The organism is Ulvibacterium marinum (assembly GCF_003626755.1).
GTDB lineage: Bacteria > Bacteroidota > Bacteroidia > Flavobacteriales > Flavobacteriaceae > Ulvibacterium > Ulvibacterium marinum.
On record NZ_RBCJ01000003.1, the window covers coordinates 250,430 to 275,753 of the forward strand.

General features: G+C 41.3%; 24 protein-coding genes and 1 tRNA gene. 13 read left to right on the forward strand and 12 right to left on the reverse strand.

Translation table 11 applies throughout. The annotated features are described in order from the left end of the window. Positions 1–48 precede the first annotated feature (48 nt). Positions 49–1,128 carry a serine hydrolase domain-containing protein gene (locus D7Z94_RS14140; RefSeq protein ID WP_120712257.1) on the reverse strand — a complete coding sequence of 360 codons (1,080 nt, stop codon included), beginning with the start codon at positions 1,126–1,128 and terminating at the stop codon, positions 49–51. Between the two features lie 268 nt (positions 1,129–1,396). Between D7Z94_RS14140 and D7Z94_RS14150 the strand changes: the two genes are divergently transcribed. Further along, the gene (locus tag D7Z94_RS14150) at positions 1,397–1,744 is read left to right on the forward strand and encodes a hypothetical protein (protein ID WP_317125782.1); all 348 of its coding nucleotides are present in this window, start codon (positions 1,397–1,399) and stop codon (positions 1,742–1,744) included. A 42-nt stretch (positions 1,745–1,786) separates the two neighbouring features. On the opposite strand, the gene D7Z94_RS14155 is transcribed toward D7Z94_RS14150, so the two are convergent. The 4 genes from D7Z94_RS14155 to D7Z94_RS14170 all read right to left on the reverse strand — a co-directional run bounded on the left by D7Z94_RS14155 (position 1,787) and on the right by D7Z94_RS14170 (position 5,835). Beyond that, complete coding sequence (locus D7Z94_RS14155; protein ID WP_120712260.1) at positions 1,787–3,103, reverse strand: amidohydrolase family protein; 1,317 nt, start codon at positions 3,101–3,103, stop codon at positions 1,787–1,789. A 63-nt stretch (positions 3,104–3,166) separates the two neighbouring features. Next, the gene (locus D7Z94_RS14160; protein ID WP_120712261.1) at positions 3,167–3,973 is read right to left on the reverse strand and encodes a PIG-L deacetylase family protein; all 807 of its coding nucleotides are present in this window, start codon (positions 3,971–3,973) and stop codon (positions 3,167–3,169) included. A 160-nt stretch (positions 3,974–4,133) separates the two neighbouring features. Then, complete coding sequence (locus tag D7Z94_RS14165) at positions 4,134–5,225, reverse strand: serine hydrolase domain-containing protein (RefSeq protein ID WP_120712262.1); 1,092 nt, start codon at positions 5,223–5,225, stop codon at positions 4,134–4,136. A gap of 88 nt (positions 5,226–5,313) precedes the next feature. Next, positions 5,314–5,835 (reverse strand): alpha-ketoglutarate decarboxylase, encoded by a 522-nt coding sequence (locus tag D7Z94_RS14170; protein ID WP_120712263.1) that lies wholly within the window; start codon positions 5,833–5,835, stop codon positions 5,314–5,316. 101 nt (positions 5,836–5,936) lie between these two features. On the opposite strand from D7Z94_RS14170, the gene D7Z94_RS14175 reads away from it, so the two are divergent. From D7Z94_RS14175 to odhB, 3 genes are read left to right on the forward strand one after another with little or no spacing between them, the layout of a single operon-like run. Further along, on the forward strand, positions 5,937–8,747 hold the full coding sequence (locus D7Z94_RS14175; protein WP_120712264.1) for a 2-oxoglutarate dehydrogenase E1 component: 2,811 nt from the start codon (positions 5,937–5,939) through the stop codon (positions 8,745–8,747). Positions 8,748–8,749: 2 nt separating this feature from the next. Continuing rightward, positions 8,750–9,718: a DUF3887 domain-containing protein gene (locus D7Z94_RS14180; protein ID WP_120712265.1), complete on the forward strand. Its 969-nt coding sequence runs from the start codon at positions 8,750–8,752 to the stop codon at positions 9,716–9,718. Positions 9,719–9,742: 24 nt separating this feature from the next. Next, positions 9,743–10,969 (forward strand): 2-oxoglutarate dehydrogenase complex dihydrolipoyllysine-residue succinyltransferase, encoded by a 1,227-nt coding sequence (odhB, locus tag D7Z94_RS14185; RefSeq protein ID WP_120712266.1) that lies wholly within the window; start codon positions 9,743–9,745, stop codon positions 10,967–10,969. A gap of 42 nt (positions 10,970–11,011) precedes the next feature. Here odhB and D7Z94_RS14190 read toward each other — a convergent pair whose 3' ends face one another. After that, positions 11,012–11,458 (reverse strand): retropepsin-like aspartic protease family protein, encoded by a 447-nt coding sequence (locus D7Z94_RS14190; RefSeq protein WP_120712267.1) that lies wholly within the window; start codon positions 11,456–11,458, stop codon positions 11,012–11,014. A gap of 37 nt (positions 11,459–11,495) precedes the next feature. Here D7Z94_RS14190 and D7Z94_RS14195 point away from each other — a divergent pair, with 37 nt between their 5' ends. From D7Z94_RS14195 to D7Z94_RS14235, 9 genes are all read left to right on the forward strand, one after another. Then, entirely contained in the window at positions 11,496–12,263 is a 768-nt protein-coding gene (locus D7Z94_RS14195; RefSeq protein WP_120712268.1) for a TatD family hydrolase, read from the forward strand. Positions 12,264–12,308: 45 nt separating this feature from the next. Further along, positions 12,309–13,337: an asparaginase gene (locus tag D7Z94_RS14200; RefSeq protein ID WP_120713137.1), complete on the forward strand. Its 1,029-nt coding sequence runs from the start codon at positions 12,309–12,311 to the stop codon at positions 13,335–13,337. 69 nt (positions 13,338–13,406) lie between these two features. Next, positions 13,407–13,494: transfer RNA gene (locus tag D7Z94_RS14205), tRNA-Ser, on the forward strand. 249 nt (positions 13,495–13,743) lie between these two features. After that, entirely contained in the window at positions 13,744–14,532 is a 789-nt protein-coding gene (locus D7Z94_RS14210; RefSeq protein WP_120712269.1) for a MotA/TolQ/ExbB proton channel family protein, read from the forward strand. 23 nt (positions 14,533–14,555) lie between these two features. Beyond that, positions 14,556–14,999, forward strand: coding sequence for a hypothetical protein (locus D7Z94_RS14215; RefSeq protein WP_120712270.1), 444 nt, complete (start codon positions 14,556–14,558; stop codon positions 14,997–14,999). Positions 15,000–15,014: 15 nt separating this feature from the next. Continuing rightward, on the forward strand, positions 15,015–15,623 hold the full coding sequence (locus tag D7Z94_RS14220; RefSeq protein WP_120712271.1) for an ExbD/TolR family protein: 609 nt from the start codon (positions 15,015–15,017) through the stop codon (positions 15,621–15,623). A gap of 21 nt (positions 15,624–15,644) precedes the next feature. Beyond that, a complete protein-coding gene (locus D7Z94_RS14225) occupies positions 15,645–16,130 on the forward strand; it encodes an ExbD/TolR family protein (RefSeq protein ID WP_120712272.1) in 486 nt (161 codons plus the stop codon). A gap of 183 nt (positions 16,131–16,313) precedes the next feature. After that, a complete protein-coding gene (locus tag D7Z94_RS14230; protein WP_120712273.1) occupies positions 16,314–17,003 on the forward strand; it encodes a porin family protein in 690 nt (229 codons plus the stop codon). A 190-nt stretch (positions 17,004–17,193) separates the two neighbouring features. Beyond that, positions 17,194–17,805, forward strand: a complete 612-nt coding sequence (locus tag D7Z94_RS14235; protein ID WP_120713138.1) for an ExbD/TolR family protein — start codon at positions 17,194–17,196, stop codon at positions 17,803–17,805. Positions 17,806–17,855: 50 nt separating this feature from the next. Here D7Z94_RS14235 and D7Z94_RS14240 read toward each other — a convergent pair whose 3' ends face one another. From D7Z94_RS14240 to pyrH, 6 genes are all read right to left on the reverse strand, one after another. Beyond that, positions 17,856–18,461, reverse strand: coding sequence for a hypothetical protein (locus tag D7Z94_RS14240; RefSeq protein WP_120712274.1), 606 nt, complete (start codon positions 18,459–18,461; stop codon positions 17,856–17,858). Then, positions 18,461–19,918, reverse strand: coding sequence for an RNA polymerase factor sigma-54 (gene rpoN / locus D7Z94_RS14245; protein ID WP_120712275.1), 1,458 nt, complete (start codon positions 19,916–19,918; stop codon positions 18,461–18,463). Before rpoN ends, D7Z94_RS14240 begins: the two co-directional genes overlap by 1 nt. A 43-nt stretch (positions 19,919–19,961) precedes the next feature. Next, positions 19,962–21,395, reverse strand: coding sequence for an asparagine--tRNA ligase (gene asnS, locus D7Z94_RS14250; RefSeq protein WP_120712276.1), 1,434 nt, complete (start codon positions 21,393–21,395; stop codon positions 19,962–19,964). A gap of 98 nt (positions 21,396–21,493) precedes the next feature. Then, complete coding sequence (locus tag D7Z94_RS14255) at positions 21,494–23,890, reverse strand: efflux RND transporter permease subunit (RefSeq protein ID WP_120712277.1); 2,397 nt, start codon at positions 23,888–23,890, stop codon at positions 21,494–21,496. A 125-nt stretch (positions 23,891–24,015) separates the two neighbouring features. Further along, a complete protein-coding gene (gene frr / locus D7Z94_RS14260) occupies positions 24,016–24,570 on the reverse strand; it encodes a ribosome recycling factor (RefSeq protein ID WP_120712278.1) in 555 nt (184 codons plus the stop codon). A 40-nt stretch (positions 24,571–24,610) separates the two neighbouring features. Continuing rightward, positions 24,611–25,318 carry a UMP kinase gene (gene pyrH, locus D7Z94_RS14265; RefSeq protein ID WP_120712279.1) on the reverse strand — a complete coding sequence of 236 codons (708 nt, stop codon included), beginning with the start codon at positions 25,316–25,318 and terminating at the stop codon, positions 24,611–24,613. Between the last annotated feature and the right edge of the window lie 6 nt (positions 25,319–25,324).

A 25,324-nucleotide genomic window follows, 5' to 3' on the forward strand; every position in this document is an offset into this window, starting at 1 on the left:
CAGTATAAATCCTTATAATCAATTATACACCCCGTTGTGTGACGTTTTTTATTCTTCGTTTTCTTTTAAGTCCTTTATTGCGTTAGCTATATCTTCTGCTACTTCTTCTAAAATGTCACCAGTATCTTCGAAACTGGCGTTGCTCAAAATAGAAATTCCCATATTGTATTTTGGGTAAACCATAAACCAATTTTGCATTCCGAAAATTCCTCCGTGATGTCGGTAAATTATGTAATCCTCTTCTTTAAGTATATTCCAATGATAGCCAATAGAAAAGTTGTATGGAGTTTTAAAAAATTCCTTATGTGATTCTCTTACTACCGAATTTGTCTCGTCTAACTGAAACCTCATATATTTTACTAAGTCTAATGTTGTAGAATGTAGCCCTATTGTACCACCCCATAGATTTCGTTTGAAATTTGGCATTAATTTGTTTTCCCCATTGTAACCTTTTACCAGTCGTAATTTTTCATCTCGGGTCAAATCAAATTTTGTATTATACATTCCATTTGGATTGAGAATAAATTTTGAAACAAGTTCTTCATAAGGTGTTCCATATGTTTTTTCTAAAATATATGCCATTAATTCGGGGGCAGTATTTGAATAGGCATATTCTGAACCGATTTCGGATTCTATTTTTATTTCTTTTAGTCCTTCAAAAAAATCAGTTTTATTTTCCCCTTTAATCGGAAAATTTGGAAACCCGCTTGTATGCGTTAAAAGGTGTTTGACTGTTACCGGTTTTTTATCAAATTCAAGATTAGGGTAAGGCTGTTCCAAGTAGATTCGGACATCATCATCTAAATTGATTTTGCCGTCTAGAAAGGCTTTTGCAGCTATTGTGCCTAAAAATGTTTTTGTTAAAGAAGCAATTTCATAAATGGTAGAATCGTTAGGTGTGTTTCCCTTGCCGATTTCGAGTTCTCCAAAATGTTTGGATGTTTCAATTCCATCTTTGAGAACTGCAATCGATACCGAATGAAATCTTTTATCTTCAAGAAGGCTTTCGGCATTCTCACTGATAATAGCTGAGATTTCATCAGAAATATTTTCAAACTCCTTTTCTTTATGGCCCTTACAACTAATAATTGTAATTGCTATAAAAATCAAAAAATATAGTTTGTTCATTTAAATTTGTTTGTTTTTTAGGAGCTCACGGCGGTCTCGGCTCATATACTTTCTTTGTGCCGGTATCGGAAATTGTTAGATTTCCAACCGTTTCCAATCCGGCCATATAAAAATATAAATATTCAACTTGGAATAGGGAAGGCAATGAATTATAGCCAATTTAAATTTGAGTTTGGACCTGAACTTGAGCTTGAGTTTGAACTTTCTTCAAGGATACTTCATACTGGTAAACCAAAGCCCCTTAGAAACTCGTACATAGGACATGGTCATGAATTTCCCTAATAGTACAGAACTCCTACAAAGTGCTGAAAACCAAGGTTTGTATACTAAATTGGTATCTCAACTGGAAAAGGATTTTGGGTTGGCCAATATTCCTGTAGATTTTTCACTGGATGTTGAACCTACAGACCTACAAGCCACACTCCATGAAAAAGTCTATTTTCTTATTCTTGAAAAATTTACGGACTATCTTAACCTATTGTATATCGTAGATGTACCCGAAAGAGCTTTTAAGGAAATCCAGGTGACCGATGCGGTAGAAGTAGCGGAACAAGTCTCGCTCCTCATCCTAAAAAGAGAGTTGCAAAAGGTATGGTTAAAGGCAAAGTACGGTTAGCAAGTTAAGTATCGTTAAAAACCCATCTTTAACTTAGTGTTACTAAAATTCGCAGAGGACGCCGTTCAAGATTACCTGTTCTACCGTTTTCATTGCTTCTAGATTTTCAAGTGGATTTTCTTTTAGCAAAATCAAATCGGCAATTTTCCCTTTCTCAATACTGCCCAAACGGGAGTCTATTCTAAAAAACCGGGCATTCTCTAGGGTAGCGGCTACAATAGTCTGCATATTGCTTAGCCCCGCCTTATGCAATAGCTCCATTTCGCGGTAATAGGCGTCTCCGGAATCCGCATAGGGTACCCAGGTATGGGAGCCTACCACTACCTTTGCGCCCGCCTTATAGGCCTTGCCGACGAATTTGAGCATATTCTTAAAACCGTTGACCGTCACACTATCGCCTCTGTCCGACTGCCGCTCAAAAATGGCCAAGGTGGGACTCACAAAGGTCTTGTGCTCTACCAATAGTTGAACCAAACTATCCGCCAAAGGATTGTTGTCCATATCCAACCCATTCCATACCTCGTATCTCCCCGATCTTCGGGCGGCGTTGTCGGCCATAACCTTGTTTTTGTAGATTTCGGCTTCTTCCAGTGAGAGTAGGGCCGTGCCGAATGAGGTAACATGTTCCACTCCATCAAGCCCGGCCTTAACAGCATCAATTGCGTTTGTAATTTCCAGATGAGCCGTAACGGGAATACCTCTTTTATGGGCTTCATCGCAAATAGCGGCTATCATTTCCGTAGAAAGCCGAAAATAAGCCTTGATGGCTGTAGCGCCTTCATCCGCAAAACGGTTTACTGCGATTCGGCCTTCCTCTGCATCTTGAATTAAATATGAATTTTTGGGATAGGCCGGCGGATACACATCAATGTGCGGGCCGGTCAAAAACAAACGGGGGATGGGTCTTCCGGAATTTCGAGCGGAATCATAAGAGGCATTCCAAGCACCGGGATCCCGCACGGAGGTCACACCCTTTTTTAGAAAAAGAGTAGACATTTCGGCGTTTTCCCCACCATGAAAGTGGGCATCGATAAGGCCGGGAAGCAAAGTTTTTCCTTGAGCATCAATAACCGTGGCATCATCTTCGACTTTCCGTTCGTCAACCATACCGACAAAATCGATTTTGTCATTTTTTATAATGACCAGGGAATTTTCTATGGGGGCTACGCCTGTACCATCGATTAAAGTGGCACCCACAATGGCAATGGTTTCTTCGCCTTTGCGAATTTCATTCGCGTTCAAGGCATAGATCGTATGGGTACTGGCCTTTTTTTGAATGGGGGCCTGCTCTGTTTTAGGGCTAGGGGCACAAGAGCCTACTAGGAGCAAGTAAATCAGGTATTTTGACAAAAATTTCATCGTGCGATATTTTTATAAATATAACCGATTCAAACTGTAATCATTTCTTTTTTGTTTATCAGGTTAAAAACCGGTCAATGTAGCGTTATCCAAACTGAATTTCCGAAAGTACAGTACGTTGGTAGTATCGTTTCGTTCGGCTTGGATCCATTTGACCATATCCGGCTCGGCAAATTGACTTTTATGACAGCGCAATGAGCTAAACGCTTTTTCCTCCTCTTCCGGACTAAAGGAGATGGTCGTATTCAAATGGTCTGGATGCACATAACCTAAGCCCCAATCCTGAGGAAATTTTTTGATCTGATCCTTTGTCCACCCAAAGTGGTAGAGGTCAATGGTATTGGCCCAACCTTCTCGGAGCAGGATTTCTGTGGCCAATAGCCCCACCATGCGATGATCCGGATGTCCGGTATCGCCATCGGGGCCAAAGGTGAGGATTACATCGGGTTGGAGTTCGGTTATTTTTTCTTGGATACGTTCTTTTAAGGTTTTGACTTCCACATAAAAGTTATGGTTACCGTTAAGACCAAGGCCGTCCTTGGCCTCCAAAAAATGCGGTGGATTAATACCTAGTTTTTCGCAGGCACACTTAGTTTCCTCTTTTCGAACGGCGACCAAGGAATCCCCGGCGGGAAGTCCGGAGTGGTCGGTTACGCCATATCGGCCATCAGTGGCCACCACCAGATGTACATCACTTAGGGAAGCATACTTGGCCAAAATAGGCCCTATGGTGGTCTCATCATCCGGGTGGGCAAATAGGGCCATGATGGTTTTTGGAGGCTTTTTTGCTTCAGGAAACTCCGTTTTCTCTTTGTCTTTACAAGAAAAAAGGAGAGCGGCCAGGAATATTGCGGTTAATTTGGTTTTCATAGGAGTTTGGTTTTTTACTGGAAAAGTATTACTGACATAACTTTAACCCAGAATTTAACATAACAAAATTCTGGCTTCGAAAGCAAACTATTTAAAGATAGAAAATTCTGGTTTTACAAAAAGAAAGACCGATTAACAGATAATATAGGTAATAGCTATTTCACTCTAAAGTTTTCATTAGTTCGAAACCCAATTCGTCTATATTGTTTTGGTTTTTACTATAACCGGATACATTTGATAATATCACTATGCCGTTTTGAGTTTTTGTATTCATCACAATGAAAGACTTATATCCTGGTGTAGCTCCATTGTGAAAATACCAAGTTTGGGCATCAGAGTTTCTTAAAATTCTCCAGCTAAGACCACGGTCTACGCCTTTATTTATTGAGAAAGTCTTTTGTAGAGTCAATTGCAATTCTTTATTGGAATTGTCAAAGTGGGCAATTACAAATTTTGATAGATCTTCTACAGTTGAAAGTATACCACCTGCTCCAACAAGTACCGATAAATCTAGATTAGGCACTTCGTTGCCGCTGGCATCCAAACCCTTTACAAGAAATGATGCTGTCTTTTCTTTATTGCTGGTTGAGCTTTTCATTTGATATGTCTCAAATATTTTATCCTGAACAAGGTCTTCATAGTCTGTGTTGTAAACGCTACATAGTGTATAACCGAGAACCCCTACACCTAAATTTGAATATTTACTTTTTTCTCCAGGTTTGTGCGTCAACCTTAAGTCTTCGGTCAAATATTTTTTTAGTTTTTCCTCATCATAATACCGATACCTTGAATCTGGATTACCCAGACCCGACCCCAAATTAGATGGTTTTTTTGGAAGCCCAGAGGTATGGTTTGCTAAACTCTGAAAAGTTATTTTTGTATCATCCTTCCACGAGAAATTAAGATAGTCGTTAATATTATCCTCTAGTTTGAGCTTGTTCTCTACCACAGCATTAGCCAGGAGGGTTGATGTAAAAACTTTGGTTATGGAGCCGACCTCAAAAACACTGTTCTTGTTGTCGAATGAATAGATGGTATCGTTTTTCCTTATGACACCATAAAATGTCACTAATCGGTTTTCTACTATTGCAATTGAAATCTGACTGTTATTTGGGAAGACTTTGGTTTTATCAAAAATCAGATTTGCCTGAATATCCGAAACTTGTTTAACTAAATATTTTTGACCGTTTTTGGCCTCTTGGATTTCACAAGAAATGAATAAAATCGAAACTATTATCAGAATTTTTTTCATAAATGGAATCTGATTGCCAATTACAACAAAATGATATTTGAAAGGAATATTTGGGCAATTTTATTGGACATAACTAAAATCGGAAAACTCAAAAAAACACCCGAACAAAAGGCATCCAGGCATTGGCATAAATGCTTTTTTCATCATCGTAGAGCACATCATAGCGGATACCCAAGGTAAAATTCCGGTCCGTATAACCGATACCCAAAAATAGGGCAGGGGACCAGTAGTTGTCCTCCAACCGAAAGGTGCCGTCATCAAATTCCCTATTGATCCGCAACTGTTCCAATTCGGCAGACAATTGAAGATAGGGGACGGGGTTATAGAGTGAAAGCACACTCCCGCCATAGGCCAGCAGCTTGTCGTCATTAAATTTGGCATAATTAAAATTAAGGCTCAGTCCGCTCGCGAATTGATCGTTGAACTGATAAATGGCACTTGGGGAAATGGACCCGTTAAATCCGCCATTGGTAAAGCCCAGACCCACACCGCCTCCAAACCGGACCCGGTTCCAGAAATTACTTCGGTTCATGGGATTTTGTGCAAAAAGAGTGTTGCAGGTGAGCACACAAAAAAGAACAACAAAAGACTTGAGGAAGAATTTGGCCATAATCCCTTAATTTTCTATGATTACCTAATCTAAGATACGCCTAGATATCGTAAATGTTGTATTTTTGAACATATTTTATTCTGATTTCAGAGAAACCTTTTATGGATAAGTATTCCTTCTTAAATACGGCACATACCACTTTTTTTGCCGAACTCTACGATAAGTACCTACAGCACCCGGATAGCGTGGAACCCAGTTGGCGGGCCTTTTTCCAAGGCTTTGATTTTGGGATGGAAAGTGCCCTGGACGAGCTGGACATTTCTGCCCAGAATGGAACGGTAGCCCTTGCCAACGGCGAGGCCTTGGCCATGCCGGAATCGCTTCAAAAGGAATTTCAGGTAGTTCGCCTCATTAACGGGTACCGTAGTCGGGGCCATTTGTTTACCAAGACCAATCCGGTACGGGAACGTAGAAAATATGAGCCCACGCTGGACATCGAGAATTTTGGACTCTCCCAAAGCGATATGGATATTGAATTCAATGCAGGCGAGATTATCGGTATCCAAAGAAAGACCTTACGGGAAATCCTGGGACACCTCCAGCGGATCTATTGCGATGCCATTGGGGTGGAATACATGTATATCCGTAAGCCGGATAGGGTCGATTGGATACAGGATTGGATCAATGTCAATGACAATCACCCGCAATTCAATGTAGACCAGAAGAAGCATATCCTCAAAAAATTAAATCAGGCCGTAGCTTTCGAATCCTTTTTACATACCAAGTATGTGGGGCAAAAACGATTTTCATTGGAAGGTAATGAGACCTTGATTCCCGCTCTGGATGCCATAGTGGAAAGAGCGGCGGGATTAGGTGTTGAGCAGTTCGTTATGGGCATGGCACATAGAGGCCGATTGAATGTATTGACCAATATTTTTGGAAAATCGGCCAAGGATATTTTTAGCGAGTTCGACGGGAAGGATTATGAACAGGAAATCTTTGATGGGGATGTAAAATACCACCTTGGTTGGACCTCACAACGGAAATCGGATAACGGCAATCGCATCAATATGAACATTGCGCCCAACCCCTCCCATTTGGAGACCGTAGGTGCCGTTGTAGAAGGCATTTCCAGGGCCAAGCAGGACACTCATTACCCAGAGGATTTTTCAAAAGTATTGCCCATTGTGGTCCATGGTGACGCCGCAATTTCGGGGCAGGGTATTGCCTATGAGGTGGTACAGATGGCCCAATTGGACGGTTATAAGACCGGTGGTACCATTCATATGGTGGTCAACAACCAAATAGGATTTACCACCAACTATCTGGACGGTAGATCCTCTACCTATTGTACCGATGTGGGCAAGGTGACCTTAAGTCCTATTCTTCACGTAAACGCCGATGATGCGGAAGCTGTGGTACACGCTGCCTTATTTGCACTGGAATATAGAATGCAATTTAAACGCGATGTTTTCCTGGATCTTTTAGGTTATCGAAAATACGGGCATAATGAGGGCGATGAGCCGCGCTTTACGCAACCCAAGCTCTATAAAACCATTGCTAAGCATAAAAACCCCAGGGATATCTATGCCGAGCGATTGCTTTCCGAAGGCGTTATACAGGAAGGCCATGTAAAAGCATTGGAGAAGGAGTACAAAAGCTCTCTGGAAGAGGAATTGGAGGATTCCAGAAAGGAAGATAAAACGGAAATCACCCCTTTTATGGCAGATGAATGGAAAGGGTTTGAAAGCGTTAGGGAATGGGAAATGATGGATCCAGTAGATACCACCTTTGACCCTAAAAAATTAGCTAAAATTGCCAAGGTCATTACCGAACTACCAGAGGGTAAAAAGTTCTTACGTAAGGTAGAAAGATTAATCGGTGATCGTAAAAAGATGTTCTTTGAGACCAACAGATTGGATTGGGCCATGGGCGAACTTTTGGCCTATGGTACCTTGTTGGAAGAAGGTTTTGGCGTGCGCATGTCCGGCCAAGATGTGGAGCGGGGCACCTTCTCTCACCGCCATGCCGTTATGAAGGTAGAGGAAAGTGAGGAAGAAGTGCTATTGCTCAATCGTATTTCGGACAAGCAAGGTAGGTTCCAGATATACAATTCCCTTTTATCCGAATATGGTGTGGTAGGATTTGATTATGGCTATGCCATGGCGAGCCCCAATACCCTCACTATTTGGGAGGCCCAATTCGGGGATTTTAGTAACGGGGCGCAGATTATGCTCGATCAATATATCTCAGCGGCAGAGGACAAATGGAAGTTGCAGAACGGACTCGTAATGCTGTTGCCACATGGTTATGAAGGTCAGGGGGCCGAACATTCCTCTGCCCGTATGGAGCGGTACCTGCAATTATGTGCCCGGGACAATATGTATGTTGCCGATGTGACCACACCGGCGCAAATGTTCCATATTTTGAGGCGACAAATGAAGGTCAAATTTAGAAAGCCCTTGATTATTTTTACGCCCAAGAGCTTATTACGCCATCCCAAGGCGGTATCCACTGTTGAGGAATTGGCATCAGGGAACTTTCAAGAAGTAATCGATGATGCTGCGGCGGATGTAGGGAAAGTAAAGAGCGTGGTCTTTTGTACCGGTAAATTTTATTACGACCTGTTGGCCGAAAAAGAAGATCAAGACCGCAAGGATGTGGCCTTGGTACGTGTTGAGCAATTGTTTCCCTTGCCTGTTGAACAAATGAAGAATATCATCAAAAAATACAACAAGGCGGATGACTGGGTCTGGGCACAGGAAGAGCCTAGGAATATGGGTGCTTGGAGCCATTTGATGATGCATTTTTCAGAGGCGGACAAGCTTAGGGTCGCTTCACGTCGCTTCTACGCCTCCCCGGCAGCGGGCAGCGCCGTTCGCTCAAAGATGCGGCACCAGCAGGTAATTGATTATGTTTTTGATAAAACAAAGGACAATATGACCCGTCCCAAGAGCAAAACCAAAGCGTAATAATGAAAGGAATCCTATATGCCTTGGTCTTTGTGGCAGGCTTAAATTCTTCATTTTCACAAGACGAATTGGGCAATTATGCGGTGGCGTCGTCTCAGTTCATGGCCTTGTACAATAATGCGGATTATGAGGGTATTTTTAACCTTTTTGATGCCGATATGAAGAAGGCTCTGCCCCGCGAACGGACACTTCGGTTTTTTACGCAGAATGTCAACAATCTTATGGGGAACATCCAGTCCATGCAATTCTTTGGATTTAAAAGGGGGGCGCATCTATATCGGACTATTTTTGACAATGCCGTAGCCGATATTTTGATTTCGCTGAACACCAAGAATGAAATTAGTGGGTTGTATATAACCCCGTCCAAACCTTTGGATTTTCCTTTGTTGGAGCGAAATACCACCCCCATGATCCTACCCTTTAAAGAAGAGTGGTTTGTATTTTGGGGGGGCACTACCTTGGAACAAAACTTTCATTTAAGGGAGATAAGCCAGCAATATGCCTATGACCTGATGATGGTGGCCGATGGAAGCTCCCATAAGGGTGATTCGAAAAGTAATGAAAGTTATTTGGTGTTCGGCAAGGAGATAATTGCACCCTGTGATGCAAGGGTGGCCAAGGTAATTACTGGGGTACCCGATAATATTCCGGGAGAGACCAATCCAGACCAACTTACCGGAAACACTATAGTTCTGGAGACACCCATCGGGGAATATTTGCTATTCGCTCACTTAAAAAAGGGCTCCATTTTGGTAGAGGAAGGGGCGGATGTGCTGCAGGGAGAACCTCTGGCACAGTGCGGCAACTCCGGGAATTCCACCGAACCCCATTTGCATTTGAGTCTTCAGAATGATGTGGAAATGTTTAATTCCACAGGAGCCCGGTTATATTTTGATCGGATTTTGGTGAATGGAGAAGTCAGGGAGGATTACCTTCCCGTCAAAGAAGATTTTATACAAAATATAAACTAAATTAGCACATCAAAAAAGAGCAGAATGATTCTAGAAATGAAAGTTCCTTCCCCAGGGGAATCGATAACTGAAGTGGAAATAGCGGAATGGTTGGTAGAAGATGGTGATTACGTGGAAAAGGACCAGGCTATAGCCGAAGTAGATTCGGACAAGGCCACTTTGGAACTTCCAGCTGAAGAAAGTGGAACGATTACCCTGAAAGCCGAGGTTGGTGACGCGGTTGCCGTAGGCGAAGTGGTCTGTTTGATCGACACCGATGCCCCTAAGCCTGAGGGAACTGGAGCCGTTGAGGAATCCGCAAAGGGAGCTCCTAAAAAGGAGGATGCTCAAGAAAAACCAGCTTCCGAAACCTCCAAGCAAGCTCCTAAGACCTATGCTACGGGTACACCAAGCCCTGCCGCCAAAAAGATTTTGGACGAAAAAGACATACCGGCAGCTAGTGTTAAAGGTACGGGCAGGGATGGCCGGATTACAAAAGAGGACGCCGTAAGCGCAGTTCCTGCTATGGGGTCTCCAACTGGAGGCAATCGGGGCGAAACCCGGTCCAAACTTTCCATGTTGCGGCGTAAAGTTGCCGAAAGACTGGTTTCCGCCAAAAACGAGACGGCTATGTTGACCACCTTTAACGAGGTGGATATGACCCCAATTTTTGAGTTAAGGAAAAAGTACAAGGAGGATTTTAAGGAGAAACATGGCGTAAGTCTGGGCTTTATGTCCTTTTTTACCAAGGCGTGTGTACGGGCCCTTGAAATGTTCCCGGCGGTAAATTCCATGATAGATGGTAAGGAAATGATTTCCTATGACTTCTGTGACATCAGTATAGCGGTTTCCGGTCCTAAGGGGTTAATGGTCCCTGTAATACGTAATGCTGAAAACCTGACCTTTAGAGGTGTTGAAGCAGAAGTAAAACGCTTGGCCATACGTGCCCGGGAAGGGGAGATTACTGTTGATGAAATGACCGGAGGTACCTTTACCATCACTAATGGCGGTGTGTTTGGTTCCATGTTATCCACCCCGATAATCAATCCACCGCAAAGTGCTATTCTAGGCATGCACAATATTGTGGAAAGACCGATTGTACGGGATGGTGCCATTGCTATTGCCCCCGTCATGTACGTCGCACTTTCCTATGATCACCGGATAATTGATGGTAAGGAATCGGTAGGCTTTCTAGTAGCGGTGAAGGAAGCCTTGGAAAATCCCGAAGAATTGTTGATGGAGAATAATATAGAGCGGGCGTTGGAAATGTAAAGTCCCCTTACGGAAAGGATGGACGCCGAATAACCGATAGAATTACTTTTTCCGTTTCAAATAAACGTAACCTTTGTTGTAATCTATAATCGCTTTTGCTTTTTTAAGGATATCGGCACCAATAATTCCATCTACAGGTAGCGCTTTGTGCGTAATCAAGGCTTCGTTTACATGAACTAAATCGAACAAAACAATCTTTAATTTCTTTTTCTTCCAATCGCCGATTTCGATCTTGTTCTTGGTAGAGATTAGGGTTTCCATATTGGTAGCCCCGGCTCCGGCTGCCTTAATCTTGGACTCCTTGGAAGTCAATCTAAAAAACTCAATTTTATCAAATCCTACACAGGTGTTGGAGGCCCCGGTGTCCAGAATAAATCGGCCTACCACCCCATTGATTTTAGCTGAAATCTCAAAATGATTGGTATCGGTCAAAACTAAGGGAACTTGGGTGTAACTCTTTTTGTCCAGGAATTTTTTGAGGGATGTCATTGCCGATTTTTGACAAAGATAAGCCTATTTTTGCCATATGATTTTAACCGATACACACACCCATCTTTATAGCGAAGCTTTTGACGAGGATAGGGATAGGGTTATTCAAAATGCCTTGGATAAGGGAATTGAACGTTTCTTTATTCCTGCCATCGATTCTACCTATACCCAGGCTATGTTGGATTTAGAGCGTGCCTATCCCAAAAACATTTTTTTGATGGCCGGGCTTCATCCCACCCATGTAAAGGAGAATTATAAAAAGGAATTGCAACATGTTGGGGAGCAATTGGCCAAACGCAAATTTTACGCCGTAGGGGAAATCGGCATTGATCTGTACTGGGACAAGACTTTTTTAAGGCAACAACAGGAGGCTTTTCGCCATCAGATTCAATGGGCCAAAAAATACGGATTGCCCATTGTAATCCACTGTAGGGAATCCTTCAATGAAATATTTGAAATTTTGGAAATCGAAAAAGGCGATAACCTGTTCGGGATTTTTCATTGCTTTACCGGGAATCTGGAGCAGGCAAAGACCGCCATATCCTATAATATGAAACTGGGTATTGGGGGAGTTGTTACTTTTAAAAATGGAAAAATTGATAGGTTCCTGGATCAAATCGATTTGGAACATATCGTCCTGGAGACGGATTCTCCTTATTTGGCCCCAACTCCCTATCGTGGCAAACGTAACGAAAGTGCGTATCTAATGAATGTGTTGGAAAAATTGTCCGACGTTTATGGCACATCGAAAGCGGAGATCGCCAGGATCACAACTGAAAATTCAAAAGAAGTTTTCAGCGTTTAATATTGGATATTTACATGCTTTAATTTAAATCTGTTGAAGTTGGATTTGAAAAATAAGACCCACATATTACTCATTTATACCGGAGGAACGATCGGAATGGTAAAGGATTACAAATCCGGCGCGTTAAAAGCCTTTGACTTTGATAAAATGTCCAAGCATATTCCGGAATTGGCACAGTTGGATTGTAGTATAGATGCGGTGTCCTTTGATAAGCCGATTGATTCGTCCAATATGAATCCGGACCACTGGGCAAAAATTGCAACGCTGATCGAGGAAAACTATGAAGACCATGATGGTTTTGTGGTGTTGCATGGCAGTGACACCATGAGCTACACTGCATCGGCCTTAAGCTTTATGTTGGAAAATCTGGCCAAGCCGGTCATTTTTACGGGATCTCAATTGCCTATTGGGGATTTGCGGACCGATGCCAAAGAGAACCTGATTACTTCTATACAAATAGCGGCTTTGCAAAAAAAAGGGAAACCGGTTATCCAGGAGGTGGGACTTTATTTTGAATACAAATTGTATCGTGGTAACAGGACTACCAAAATAAACGCGGAGCATTTTCAGGCTTTCACTTCATTGAACCATCCACCATTGGCCGAATCCGGGGTACATCTAAAAGTGTTTGATGAATATCTAATGCAAAGAAAAAGTGTGAAACGGTTTTTGGTACATAAAGAGTTGGATTCCAATGTTATGATCCTAAAGCTTTTCCCAGGACTTAATCGGGCAGTGGTTCAAAGCGTATTGGGAACCCCCAATCTTAAAGCATTGGTATTGGAGACTTATGGTGCCGGAAACGCGCCTACTGATCATTGGTTGTTGGAGGATTTGGGAAAGGCCATGAAAAATGGACTACATATTGTTAATGTTACCCAATGCTCTGGCGGTAGTGTAATTCTAGGGCAGTATAAAACAAGTGAGCAACTTAAGGAACTGCAGATCATTAATGGAAAGGATATTACTACAGAGGCTGCTATTACCAAGTTGATGTATCTTTTGGGAAGCGGTTTTTCGCATAAATTGTTCAAGACCGTCTTTGAAACTTCACTTCGCGGGGAAATGCAATAAAAATAGTGTGCTAAATTTTATTAACTAAGTTTTTTTTTGTTATTTGCCCACCCCTGAAAAGGGAGTAATAGAGAGGTGGCCGAGTGGTCGAAGGCGCACGCCTGGAAAGTGTGTATACACCAAAAGTGTATCGAGGGTTCGAATCCCTTCCTCTCTGCGAAGACAGAAAGGTTTTTGTGCGAAATATTTTGAACCAAGGTTGTCCGAGAATCCAATTTCGAAGATAATCGAAGTTTTAAATGGAATAGCTTCAAATAGAGTCCTTTTTGAATTCCCCTGATAATTGTTAAGAGACATGGGCTAATCTTTGATAAACCCTATACTCTTTGCGATTAAGTTTTACTTTTTTTATTGCGATTTTTTTTTATCTTTAACCCTATTAACTAACTAATTTAAGTTTGAAAAAATGAAAAGATTATTCTCTATCCTAGCTCTAGCTGGGTTATTTGTTCTAAGTACAAATACAGTAAGTGCAAAAGCTACTGCGGCTACGATGGTGTCCAACCTATCCAGCACTGTAGCTGCAACAGCGGTTATACTTCAAGATGAGGCCCCGGCGGAAGCACAAGGTTTTACTCAAGTATTAAAGACTCAATTTATACAAGGAGGTGCCGGTTTCATGGGCATCGTTCTTTTGTGTTTAATATTGGGATTGGCTGTTGCCATTGAAAGGATAATCTATCTTAATATGGCCAGCACCAATACCGCCAAACTCAAGCAACAAGTTGAAGATGCCTTGGCTTCAGGTGGAGTAGAAGCTGCAAAAGAAGTTTGTAGAAATACCAAAGGACCCGTAGCATCCATATACTATCAAGGATTGGATAGGGCCGGTGAGAGCATCGAATCCGCTGAAAAAGCCGTGGTTGCCTATGGTGGTGTGCAAATGGGACAATTGGAAAAGAACGTTTCCTGGTTGTCTCTCTTTATAGCCATCGCACCCATGCTTGGGTTCATGGGTACGGTAATCGGTATGATTCAAGCCTTCCAGAAAATTAGTGCTGTGGGTAACTTAAGTGCCTCGCTTATTGCAGGTGATATTCAGGTGGCACTTTTGACTACGGTATTTGGTCTTATTACAGCTATTATACTACAAATTTTCTACAACTATATCATTGCAAAAATCGACAGTATTGTTAATGACATGGAAGACTCCTCAATCTCTTTGATTGATATGTTGGTGGACCACAAAAAATAAGTCGGATAATTTAAAATAGTGTCATGCATAAAATATTAAAAATAGTTCTCATAGTTGTAGGCGTCCTTTCTGCAATATTGTGGTACTTTCTACCGCCAAAGGACATGCCGGCAGCTGAAGCCGCCCAAAGCGGTGCCATGAACGGTATGTTCTGGATTACCTACCTGCTTTTGGCAATCGCAGTGATATTTGCTTTGTTGTTTACCCTTAAAAACCTATTCTCCAACCCTAAAGGACTAAAGAAAACCTTGTTTGTTATTGGAGGGTTTTTGTTGGTAGTGGTAATTTCCTATGTTTTGTCCAGTGGAACAGATGTAAGTATCGAGGAAATGGCCAATAGGGGGGTAGCCACTTCAGAGAGCACCATTAAGAAAATTGGAATGGGACTGAACGTATTTTTTATACTTACCGCGGTTGCTATAGTATTAATGGTTCTACCGGGTCTGAAGAAGTTATTTAGTAAATAATAAAATTTTATAATTATGGCTAGAAGAGCAGGAGCACCAGAGGTAAACGCGGGATCCATGGCCGATATAGCTTTCTTATTGCTTATCTTTTTCTTGGTAACCACTACCATAGAAACGGATGCAGGTTTGGATCGTATGTTGCCGCCCATTGAACCACCCGATACCGATGTGGTCATAAAGCAGAAGAATATATTTCAAGTCAATATTAACAAGAACGGCCAACTCTTGGCAGATGAAGAGCTTATAGACCTTAAGAATCTTAGGGCGAAGGCCATGGAGTTCTTGGATAATGGTGGTGATGGTACTTGTAGTTATTGTAAAGGGAGAAAGAATGCCGAATCCTCGGATAATCCTTCAAAAGCTATTATTTCTTTGAAAAACGATCGGGAAACCAAATACGGAACCTACATTACCGTACAGAATGAGTTGGTAGGTGCTTATAACGATTTACGTAACCGAGAGTCACAGCGTTTGTTCGGCAGGGACTTTACGGATATGGAAGCTGAGTATTTAAATCCGGAAACGTCTTCAAGCCTTAAGGATGAGCTTAAGGAGAAGGTGAAAAGCATTCAAGATTTGTTTCCACAGAAACTGTCCGAGGCAGAGACCTCAACAAGTAATTAATAAAAGCTTAAAAAGTCTGATATGTCAAAATTTGCAAAGAAAAAAGACGGGGATGTTCCTGCAGTGTCCACGGCATCTTTACCGGATATTGTTTTTATGCTTTTATTCTTTTTCATGACCGTAACGGTAATGAAGGATAGTACATTAAAGGTTGAGAACACATTGCCAAATGCCAGTGAAACAAAAAAATTGGAAAAGAAAGACAGGGTAATTTATATCTACGTAGGTAAACCAACCTCACAATACGAAAAGGTTTTTGGGTCTGAACCGAAAATTCAATTGAATGATAAGTTTGCCGGTCCATCCGAAGTCGGAGACTACATATTACAAGAAAGGGCTAAAAAGGCACAAGAACTTCAGAATGTTTTGACCACTGCCTTGAAGGTTGATAAGAATGCTAATATGGGACTTATCTCGGACATAAAGCAAGAATTGAGAAAGGTGAATGCCCTTAAGGTAAATTATACTACATATGAAGGAGATGCCTTCATGAATCTGAATAGATAGTATATTATTACGGATTTTATTTTTGAAACGCCTTTACTGTTCCTAGTAAGGCGTTTTTTATTTTCTTAATTTAGTGTTGCTATAACAATCCAATTAATTGGAAACTATAATTGGGCAACATATAAAATCTTTACTAAGCTGATACCGACAATTTCTATCCGTCTAAAGTGGGTCTTAAAACTTATGAGATGCTTAGTTCTTTTATATATTTTTTTTGGGTTTTTGGTTTCGTGCTACGCTCAAGTGGGTCAGGACACTTTTGCTGGGAACACCGACTATCTTGAAGACCAGTTTTATATCGGAATTACCTATAACTTTTTATTGAAAAAACCGATTGATGTTAGTCAACGTAATCTGTCCTATGGGCTACAAGCTGGTTTCATAAAGGATATTCCCGTCAATGCGGATAGGACCGTTGCCTTGGGCATAGGTATTGGCTACAATGTAAATTCCTATTATTCTAACTTAAGGGCAATGGAATCCGGTGATGATGTGGTCTATGACATTCTTGATGGCGATACGGATTTTAAAAGGAATAAGGTAGAAACCCATTTGATAGAAGTGCCATTGGAGTTTCGATGGCGTAATTCCACAGCTGCCAGTTATAAATTTTGGAGAGTATATACCGGGTTAAGGTTCGGATATGTGGTAGGAGGCAGATCTAAGTTTGTGTCGGATTCTGCAGATTTTTCCTTTTACAATGATGATATCAGACAATTTCAGTATGGACTCACTTTTAATTTTGGGTACAATACTTTTAATATTCACCTATATTATGCCCTTAACGACTTGTTCAATGACGATGTTCTTGTTAATGGCACCGAAATCTCAATGAGACCTTTACGGATAGGTCTCATCTTTTACATTTTATAGATTTTCCTGTATTACGGTTTTTCATATTGTTTTTAATAGAATGGCAAAAGGTCTATGGCATGAATGTTGTTGATTAATGAGTGTTGTCTGGACTTTTATTTTTTGAACAGGCCAGTCATTTTCTTCCCCAATGATCTTTGTTACTTTCCGAATGATATGGTTTAACTTTTATAAACCAAAACAATACATTATGTCCAAAAGAGAGGAAGTACCTAAAGTAAATGCCGGATCTATGGCCGACATCGCATTTCTATTATTGATTTTTTTCTTGGTAACCACTACCATAGAAACAGATGTTGGAATAGATAGGATTATGCCTGCAACGACCAATACTTTCAAGGGAAAAATATTGGAAAGGAATATATTTCGGATAGAAGTGAACAATAAAAATGAATTACGAGTTGAAGAAGAATTAGTGGAAATCGAAGATCTTAAAGGTATCGTCGTAGATTTTTTGGACAATGGGGGAGCGGTAAGGGAAGCTCCGGATTTTTGTGATTACTGTAAGGGTAATAGGGATGTATCTTCTTCTGATAATCCTTCCAAGGCCATTGTATCACTCACCTATACGAGGGAGACCGGTTATGGAATGTACATCACCGTTCAAAATGAATTGATAGCGGCATATAACAAATTGCGAAATAGGGAATCCCAACGCCTATTCCAGGTGAATTATTCAACACTGATGGAACAATATGAGCACCCAGGAACATCATCTGTTGTTAAGGAAAGGCTCAAGGAAAGGATTACCCAAATCCAAAACCTATTTCCTCAAAAAATATCGGAAGTAAAAGTGGAATGAAGAGCTACGGTTTCCTTATCAACTGCCATTACCGGAAAATGGTTCAAAGGTTATAACCAGAACCTAACCAGTAATAACTGAGAAATAAAACCTATGCAAAAACCTATCACAAGTTCAGCTTTGGAATGTGCCTTTAAATAAAGACGTGAACTGGCTACTAGGCCTATGAATACGGTAAGGATACTTAAAGCTAGGGTGATGTTTATTTCAAAGTGAATGCTTAAAGCGGTAAGGAACATAAATAGACTTCCCAAGCCCATAAGATGTAAACTACATTTAACCTTAAAGAGTAGTGTGAAAAGGGCGGCAATCGCTGCGACCGTCAATCCTAAGAAGTAATAATGGATTTCCATTACGAAGTTATTGGGAATAACTTCGTAAACAATCATTAACAATAATCCGATATGAATAAGAAGGGGGTATCTACGTTCTTTGATGGAAGGCATAAAAATGGAGCGCACCACGCCGATATTTCTAAGTATAAGGTAGGAAACAATGGGGATGATTATGGTCAATATAAAAATGGGCAATATATTACCGCTCTGCAATTCTAAGGGGCTATATTTCGGGGTTATGATGAAATAGGCAATAGTCCCCGCAAGGGGTATGAACAAAGGATGGGAGATATAGGAGATAGCCCGTAAAAATAGACCCATTATATTTTTTTTCGTAATCTGGCCACCGATATTCCCAGTTGTTCCCTGTATTTAGCAACCGTTCTTCGTGCAATGGGGTAACCTTTTTCCTTTAGGATTTTGGCCAATTTATCATCTGTAAGAGGTTTTTTCTTTTCTTCGTTCTGTATCACGGTCTCCAAAATCTTTTTGATTTCCTTGGTGGAAACATCTTCGCCCTGTTCATTTTTCATGGATTCAGAAAAATAATCCTTTATTAATTTGGTGCCATAGGGGGTATCTACATATTTGCTATTGGCCACTCTAGAAACTGTAGATACATCCATATCTATTTCATCCGCAATATCCTTTAATATCATAGGGCGCAGGTTTCGCTCATCACCGGTCAAAAAATATTCCTTTTGGTACTGCATTATTGCGTTCATTGTGATGTACAAGGTCTGTTGCCTTTGGCGAATGGCATCGATAAACCACTTGGCAGCATCCAACTTTTGTTTGATGAAGAGTACCGTATCCTTTTGGGATTTGGATTTGTTCTTGGAGTCCTTATAGCCTTTGAGCATATTGCTGTATTCCCGGGATACATGAAGCTCCGGTGCATTCCTACCGTTTAGTGTAAGCTCTAGTTCTCCGTCTACGATCCGTATGGAAAAATCAGGAACTACATGCTCTACTATTCTATTATTTCCGGAATAGGATCCTCCCGGTTTGGGATTTAACTTTTCAATTTCAGAAATGGCATCCTTAAGCTCCTCCTCGGAAATACCATGCCTTTGCACCAATTTTTTGTAATGTTTTTTGGTAAACTGTTCAAACGATTTTTCCAATACAGTAATGGCCAGTTCAATACTAGGGGAAGGCTCCTTTCTTTTCAATTGTATGATAAGGGATTCTTCCAATGACCTTGCTGCCACTCCCGGTGGATCCAATTCCTGCACTATTCCCAGTACTTTTTCGATGGTCTTTTCATCCGTATATATGTTTTGGGTAAAGGCCAGATCGTCCATAATATCGGAAAGAGGCCTTCGGATATATCCACTTTCATCAACACTACCCACCAAAAATTCGGCGATGGTCCATTCCTCATCACTTAAATAAACGGTATTAAGTTGATTTAATAGGTATTGATTAAAAGAAGTCCCTGCCGCATATGGAACGCTTTTTTCATCATCGTCAACACTGTAATTACTGGTTTTGGTACGGTAATCCGGAATTTCGTCATCACTTAGATAATCATCAATATTAATATCTTCCGTATTAATGCTCTCATTGTCCGTATCACTCTCGTAGATATCCCCATACTCATCCTCCTGCGTAGCGTTCTCCTCTTTGCCACCTTCCAAAGCAGGGTTTTCCTCCAATTCCTGTTTCAAACGCTGCTCAAAGGCCTGGGTAGGCAATTGTATAAGCTTCATCAGCTGAATCTGCTGCGGGGAAAGCTTTTGTGATAATTTAAACTGTAGGTGCTGTTTGAGCATTAGGGTTAAATTCTACGTACTTTATAAAGTTAAAAAATGAATTCTAAAACTCAGCATTTTGTGGTGTTCTTGGAAAAGGTATGACATCCCTTATATTTCCCATACCCGTTGCAAAAAGCACCAATCTTTCAAAACCAAGACCAAATCCGCTATGTACGGCAGTTCCAAATTTTCGAAGATCTAGGTACCACCAGAGTTCTTTTTCGTCAATATCAAGTGCAGCTATCTTTTCCCTTAACACGTCCAGACGTTCCTCGCGCTGTGATCCCCCAACAATTTCGCCTATTCCTGGAAAAAGGATATCCATGGCCCGTACAGTCTTGCCATCTTCGTTCAGGCGCATATAAAAGGCCTTTATGTTGGCCGGATAGTCAAATAGGATTACTGGGCATTTAAAGTGCTTTTCCACTAGATAACGTTCATGTTCGCTCTGCAGATCGGCACCCCATTCATCAATGGGGTACTGAAATCTCTTCTTTTTGTTGGGTTTGCTGTTGCGCAAAATAGCTATGGCCTCCGTATAGGTAACCCGTTTAAAACTGTTGTCCGCTACAAATCCGAGTTTTTCTATAAGGGTCATTTCACTTCGCTCGGCTTGTGGTTTGGTCTTCTCCTCGTCCAACAGCCGTTTTTCCAGAAACTGCAGGTCTTCTTTGCAATTTTCCAGTATATAGTGAATAACGGATTTAATGAAGTCCTCCGCCAAATCCATATTCGCATCCAGATCATAAAAGGCCATTTCCGGTTCTATCATCCAGAATTCGGCCAAATGCCTGGAAGTATTAGAGTTTTCCGCCCGAAAAGTTGGGCCGAAAGTATACACTTTTCCAAGCCCCATGGCATAGGCTTCCGCTTCTAACTGACCAGACACGGTGAGATTGGTTTCCTTTCCGAAGAAATCCTCTTTAAAGTCTACCTGTCCATTTTCATCCAATGGTGGATTTTTATCATCCAAGGTAGTTACACGGAACATTTCTCCAGCTCCTTCAGCATCGGACCCGGTTATAATGGGAGCGTGGAAGTAGTAAAAGCCGTTTTCATTAAAGTATTTGTGTATTGCGAAAGCTAAGGCTGAACGTACTCTCATAACTGCCGAAAACGTATTGGTACGTACCCGCAAATGAGCTTTTTCACGAAGAAATTCCAAAGAGTGCTTTTTTGGCTGAATGGGATAAGCTTCTGGATCTGCACCTCCATGCACAAAAATCTCCTTTACCTGTATTTCCACCTTCTGACCTCTTCCCTGGCTTTCAACTAAAGTACCTGTAACCCGTAGGGCCGCTCCGGTAGCAATTTGCTTCAACAAATTTTCATCGAACTGTTCAAAGTCCACAACACATTGGATGTTGTTAAGCGTAGATCCATCGTTAAGGGCTATAAAGCGATTACTTCGGAATGTTTTTACCCAACCGTTCACTTGGACTTCCTGCAATGTGGGTGCTGTTAAAAGCAGTTCTTTTACACTGGATGATTTCATCATTTGACACATGAAAATTAGAACGGCAAAGATAGCTTTTTTGATTAAAAGGAATCACTGGATAAGGGGTATAAAAAAGGTTTGGTAAGGTAGTATCCCTAAGGATTTTCTATGTTTACCTCTTCTTTGGGAAGAATATCTATTTGTGGTTTTTTCAATACCTCCTTATTGGCTATACTTCTTTCCAAGGACAGCAAGAGGGAAGGTAATAAAATAAGATTGGCCAACATGGCAAAAAGCAAAGTAGCCGAAACCAAAGCGCCCAAGGCCACTGTTCCCCCAAAGTTGGAGATGACGAAAACGGAAAAACCAAAAAACAAAACAATTGATGTATAAAACATACTTACCCCTGTTTCCCTAAGCGCTGCATATACTGATTTTTGGATACGCCATTTATTTGCGGTAAGCTCTTGACGATATTTGGCCAAAAAGTGAATGGTATCGTCCACCGAAATACCAAATGCAATACTAAACACCAGGATAGTAGAAGGTTTTATTGGAACTCCCACAAAACCCATGACCCCGGCCGTAATGACCAATGGAAGCAAATTGGGGATTAAAGAAATAATGATCATCCGGAACGAACGGAACAAATAGGCCATGAACAAGGCGATTAAAAAAATGGCAAACGCCAATGAAAGCACTAGGTTCTTTACCAAATATTTGGTGCCTTTTAGAAATAGCAGTGCACTTCCGGTCATGTAAACATTGTAACGTTCCGAAGGAAATATTTTTTCGATATTTTCCAATAACCTATCCTCGATTTCCTCCATGCGATCGGTCTTTACATCTTTCATGAAGGTAGTAATCCGGGCGGTCTGTCCCGTACTGTCCACAAAATTTTTGAGCAAGTCACTATTGCCAGAGGATTTTCGGGCAACATCCATGATAAAATTATTCTCTTGCGTGGTTGGAAGCTGATAGTATTTGGGAATACCATTGTAAAAGGCCTGTTTTGAATATTTGACCAGATTAACTATGGAAATGGACTTGGAAAGCTCCGGGATTTCTTCGATGACTCCCCCCAATCGATCTATCCGTTTTAATGTGGCAGGTTTTAGTACGCCTTTGGGCCGTTCGGTATCCACCACAATTTCTACAGGCATAATACCGTCAAACTCACTTTCAAAAAAACGGATATCCTGAAAAAACTCCGCCTTTTTTGGCATATCCTCTATAGGGCTTCCGGAGATCTCAATTTGGTAGATTCCTATGATGCTAACGACCAAAAGGGCAATGGAAACGATATATACGGCTATTCTATGGTCCCGGACAATGCGTTCCATCCAATTCACAAAGGCATCTATCCATCTTTTGTTCAAATGTTTTAGGTGTTTTGTTTTAGGCAAGGACATAAAACTATATACAATGGGAATGATCAGAAGGGAAAGGATAAAAATGCCGATAATGTTTATGGAAGCAACAACACCGAATTCCTTTAACAATTTGCTGTCGGTAATAATAAAGGTCGCAAACCCGGAGGCCGTGGTCATATTCGTCATTAGGGTTGCATTCCCAATTTTGGAAATTACCCGTTGTAATGAAAGTGCCTGGTTGCCATGCTTTTTTACCTCTTGCTGATATTTGTTGATAAGGAAAATACAGTTGGGCACTCCGATAACTATAATCAATGGGGGGATAAGTGCGGTGAGCACGGTTATTTCATATTGTAGTAGGCCAAGAATTCCAAAGGCCCACATTACCCCGATAATCACGACGCACATGGAAATAGTAGTTGCCCTTACGCTTCTAAAGAAAAAGAAAAAAATCAGGGAAGTGACGGCTAATGCTGCAAAAATAAACTTCCCGATTTCATCTATAATATTCTGTGAATTCAACGTACGTATGTAGGGCATACCGGATACGTGCACGTTCAAGCCGGTTTCCTCTTCAAAATCGTTGATCAGGTTGGTAAGGTCTTTTAGGATAAAATCTTTCCGTACGGAAGTGTTTACAATATCCTTATCCAAATTTACTATAGTGCGTATAGTGCTGCTTTCCTTATTATAAATGAGCTTGTCGTAAAAGGGGAGATTGTTGAAAAGATATCCGGTAAGACTATCTATTTTGCTTCGGGTATTTAAGGAATCCTTGATAAAGGGTTCCAAGACAAATTCCTGTTTTTCGGAATCACGCTTAAGCTCTAGAAGATTATCTGTGGAAAGGACAAAATCCACTTCCGGAAAGGCCTGTAATTGCTTGCTGAGCCGGTTCCATCGGTTAAAATTTTGTGGAGAATACAAGGCACTGTCCTTGACGGCAAATACTACGGCATTGCCTTCTTCACCAAACTGCTTCAAAAAGGATTGATATTCCTGGTTGATAGGGTGGTCATCGGGTAGCAAATTGGCCTGAGAGCTACTAAAACGCATATGTTCCCACTGTAGGCCTAAAAAAACGGTAAACGCCGCGATTAATACCAATATCAATACCCTATTACGAAGGATGATACGCGCCGTTCTCGCCCAAAAGCCTTGTGTAAGTTTTGCTACCACAGTAGATTTTTACAGAGCGCAAAGGTAGAAAATGAACGCTTGTGTTCCTAAAATGTAGTATTGAAATAGTTCAAACTAAATTCTGGGTGGAAATAAAAAATGAAAAGAGCAAAACAACGCAGAAATTACACCTTCATAATCTCTGCCTCCTTGGCGTGGAGAAAGTCATCTATTTTTTGGGTATAGGTGTCCGTAAGCTCCTGTACATCCAATTCTGCATTTTTTTGTAAATCTTCGGAAATATCCAATCCCTTGATTTCCTTATTGGCATCCTGTCGCGCACTACGCACTCCTACCTTGGCATGTTCCGCCTCAGCTTTGGCCTGCTTCACCAACTGTTTTCTGCGCTCTTCCGTTAAGGGAGGTACGTTAATAATGATCATTTCACCATTGTTCATCGGATTAAAACCCAAGTTGGCGTTCATAATGGACGTCTCTATTTCCTGTAGCATGCTCTTTTCCCAGGGTTGTACGGAGATAGTTCGCCCGTCCGGAGTATTGATGTTGGAAACTTGGGACAAAGGGGTCTGCGAGCCATAATACTCTACCATAACCGAAGAAAGCATTGCCGGACTTGCTTTTCCCGCACGGATTTTTATAAATTCCTTTTCCAAATGGGCAATGGCAGCACCCATACCCTCTTCCGTTGCCTCAAGTATAAATTGTACCTCTTCGTTCATTTTGAAGAATTTTTAAAGGTGAAACAAAAGTTGAACCACGTTATAAGTTGACTACAGTTCCGATATTCTCTCCTGAAATAATCCTCATTAGATTACCTTTTTTATTCATGTCGAAGACAACAATGGGCAACTCGTTCTCCTGACTTAGCGTAAAAGCCGTGGTGTCCATTACCTTAAGCCCTTTTCGAAGCACATCGTTGAACGAAATGGTATCAAATTTAGTGGCATTCTTGTCCTTTTCAGGATCAGAGGTATAAATCCCGTCCACTCGGGTTCCTTTCAAAATAACATCGGCCTCAATTTCAATAGCTCGCAATACAGCAGCAGAATCAGTTGTAAAATAAGGATTTCCCGTCCCTCCACCAAAGATAACCACTCTCCCTTTTTCCAAATGGCGCATAGCACGCCTACGGATAAAAGGCTCGGCTACTTCATTAATTTTAATTGCGCTTTGTAACCGGGTCTGTACCCCTTTTTGTTCCAGGGCACTCTGCAGGGCAAGTCCATTTATTACAGTTGCCAACATGCCCATATGGTCTCCCTGTACACGGTCCATTCCAGTTGCCGCCCCAGAAAGTCCGCGGAAAATATTGCCTCCTCCAATAACCACCGCAACCTCTATACCACGATCTACTACTTCCTTAATCTCATTGGCATATTCGGCAAGTCTTTTGGGATCTATTCCATATTGTCTTTCTCCCATAAGGGCCTCACCGCTCAATTTTAAAAGTATTCTTTTATACTCCATGCCAAG

Coding starts and splice junctions, on each gene's coding strand:
- D7Z94_RS14140 (WP_120712257.1), bottom strand. CDS start 1,128: ATGAACAAACTATATTTTTTGATTTTTATAGCAATTACAATTATTAGT.
- D7Z94_RS14230 (WP_120712273.1), top strand. CDS start 16,314: ATGAGATGCTTAGTTCTTTTATATATTTTTTTTGGGTTTTTGGTTTCG.
- D7Z94_RS14150 (WP_317125782.1), top strand. CDS start 1,397: ATGAATTTCCCTAATAGTACAGAACTCCTACAAAGTGCTGAAAACCAA.
- pyrH (WP_120712279.1), bottom strand. CDS start 25,318: ATGGAGTATAAAAGAATACTTTTAAAATTGAGCGGTGAGGCCCTTATG.
- D7Z94_RS14240 (WP_120712274.1), bottom strand. CDS start 18,461: ATGGGTCTATTTTTACGGGCTATCTCCTATATCTCCCATCCTTTGTTC.
- D7Z94_RS14175 (WP_120712264.1), top strand. CDS start 5,937: ATGGATAAGTATTCCTTCTTAAATACGGCACATACCACTTTTTTTGCC.
- D7Z94_RS14235 (WP_120713138.1), top strand. CDS start 17,194: ATGTCCAAAAGAGAGGAAGTACCTAAAGTAAATGCCGGATCTATGGCC.
- D7Z94_RS14180 (WP_120712265.1), top strand. CDS start 8,750: ATGAAAGGAATCCTATATGCCTTGGTCTTTGTGGCAGGCTTAAATTCT.
- frr (WP_120712278.1), bottom strand. CDS start 24,570: ATGAACGAAGAGGTACAATTTATACTTGAGGCAACGGAAGAGGGTATG.
- D7Z94_RS14190 (WP_120712267.1), bottom strand. CDS start 11,458: ATGACATCCCTCAAAAAATTCCTGGACAAAAAGAGTTACACCCAAGTT.
- D7Z94_RS14215 (WP_120712270.1), top strand. CDS start 14,556: ATGCATAAAATATTAAAAATAGTTCTCATAGTTGTAGGCGTCCTTTCT.
- D7Z94_RS14225 (WP_120712272.1), top strand. CDS start 15,645: ATGTCAAAATTTGCAAAGAAAAAAGACGGGGATGTTCCTGCAGTGTCC.
- D7Z94_RS14210 (WP_120712269.1), top strand. CDS start 13,744: ATGAAAAGATTATTCTCTATCCTAGCTCTAGCTGGGTTATTTGTTCTA.
- D7Z94_RS14220 (WP_120712271.1), top strand. CDS start 15,015: ATGGCTAGAAGAGCAGGAGCACCAGAGGTAAACGCGGGATCCATGGCC.
- rpoN (WP_120712275.1), bottom strand. CDS start 19,918: ATGCTCAAACAGCACCTACAGTTTAAATTATCACAAAAGCTTTCCCCG.
- D7Z94_RS14160 (WP_120712261.1), bottom strand. CDS start 3,973: ATGAAAACCAAATTAACCGCAATATTCCTGGCCGCTCTCCTTTTTTCT.
- D7Z94_RS14155 (WP_120712260.1), bottom strand. CDS start 3,103: ATGAAATTTTTGTCAAAATACCTGATTTACTTGCTCCTAGTAGGCTCT.
- D7Z94_RS14165 (WP_120712262.1), bottom strand. CDS start 5,225: ATGAAAAAAATTCTGATAATAGTTTCGATTTTATTCATTTCTTGTGAA.
- asnS (WP_120712276.1), bottom strand. CDS start 21,395: ATGAAATCATCCAGTGTAAAAGAACTGCTTTTAACAGCACCCACATTG.
- D7Z94_RS14195 (WP_120712268.1), top strand. CDS start 11,496: ATGATTTTAACCGATACACACACCCATCTTTATAGCGAAGCTTTTGAC.
- D7Z94_RS14170 (WP_120712263.1), bottom strand. CDS start 5,835: ATGGCCAAATTCTTCCTCAAGTCTTTTGTTGTTCTTTTTTGTGTGCTC.
- odhB (WP_120712266.1), top strand. CDS start 9,743: ATGATTCTAGAAATGAAAGTTCCTTCCCCAGGGGAATCGATAACTGAA.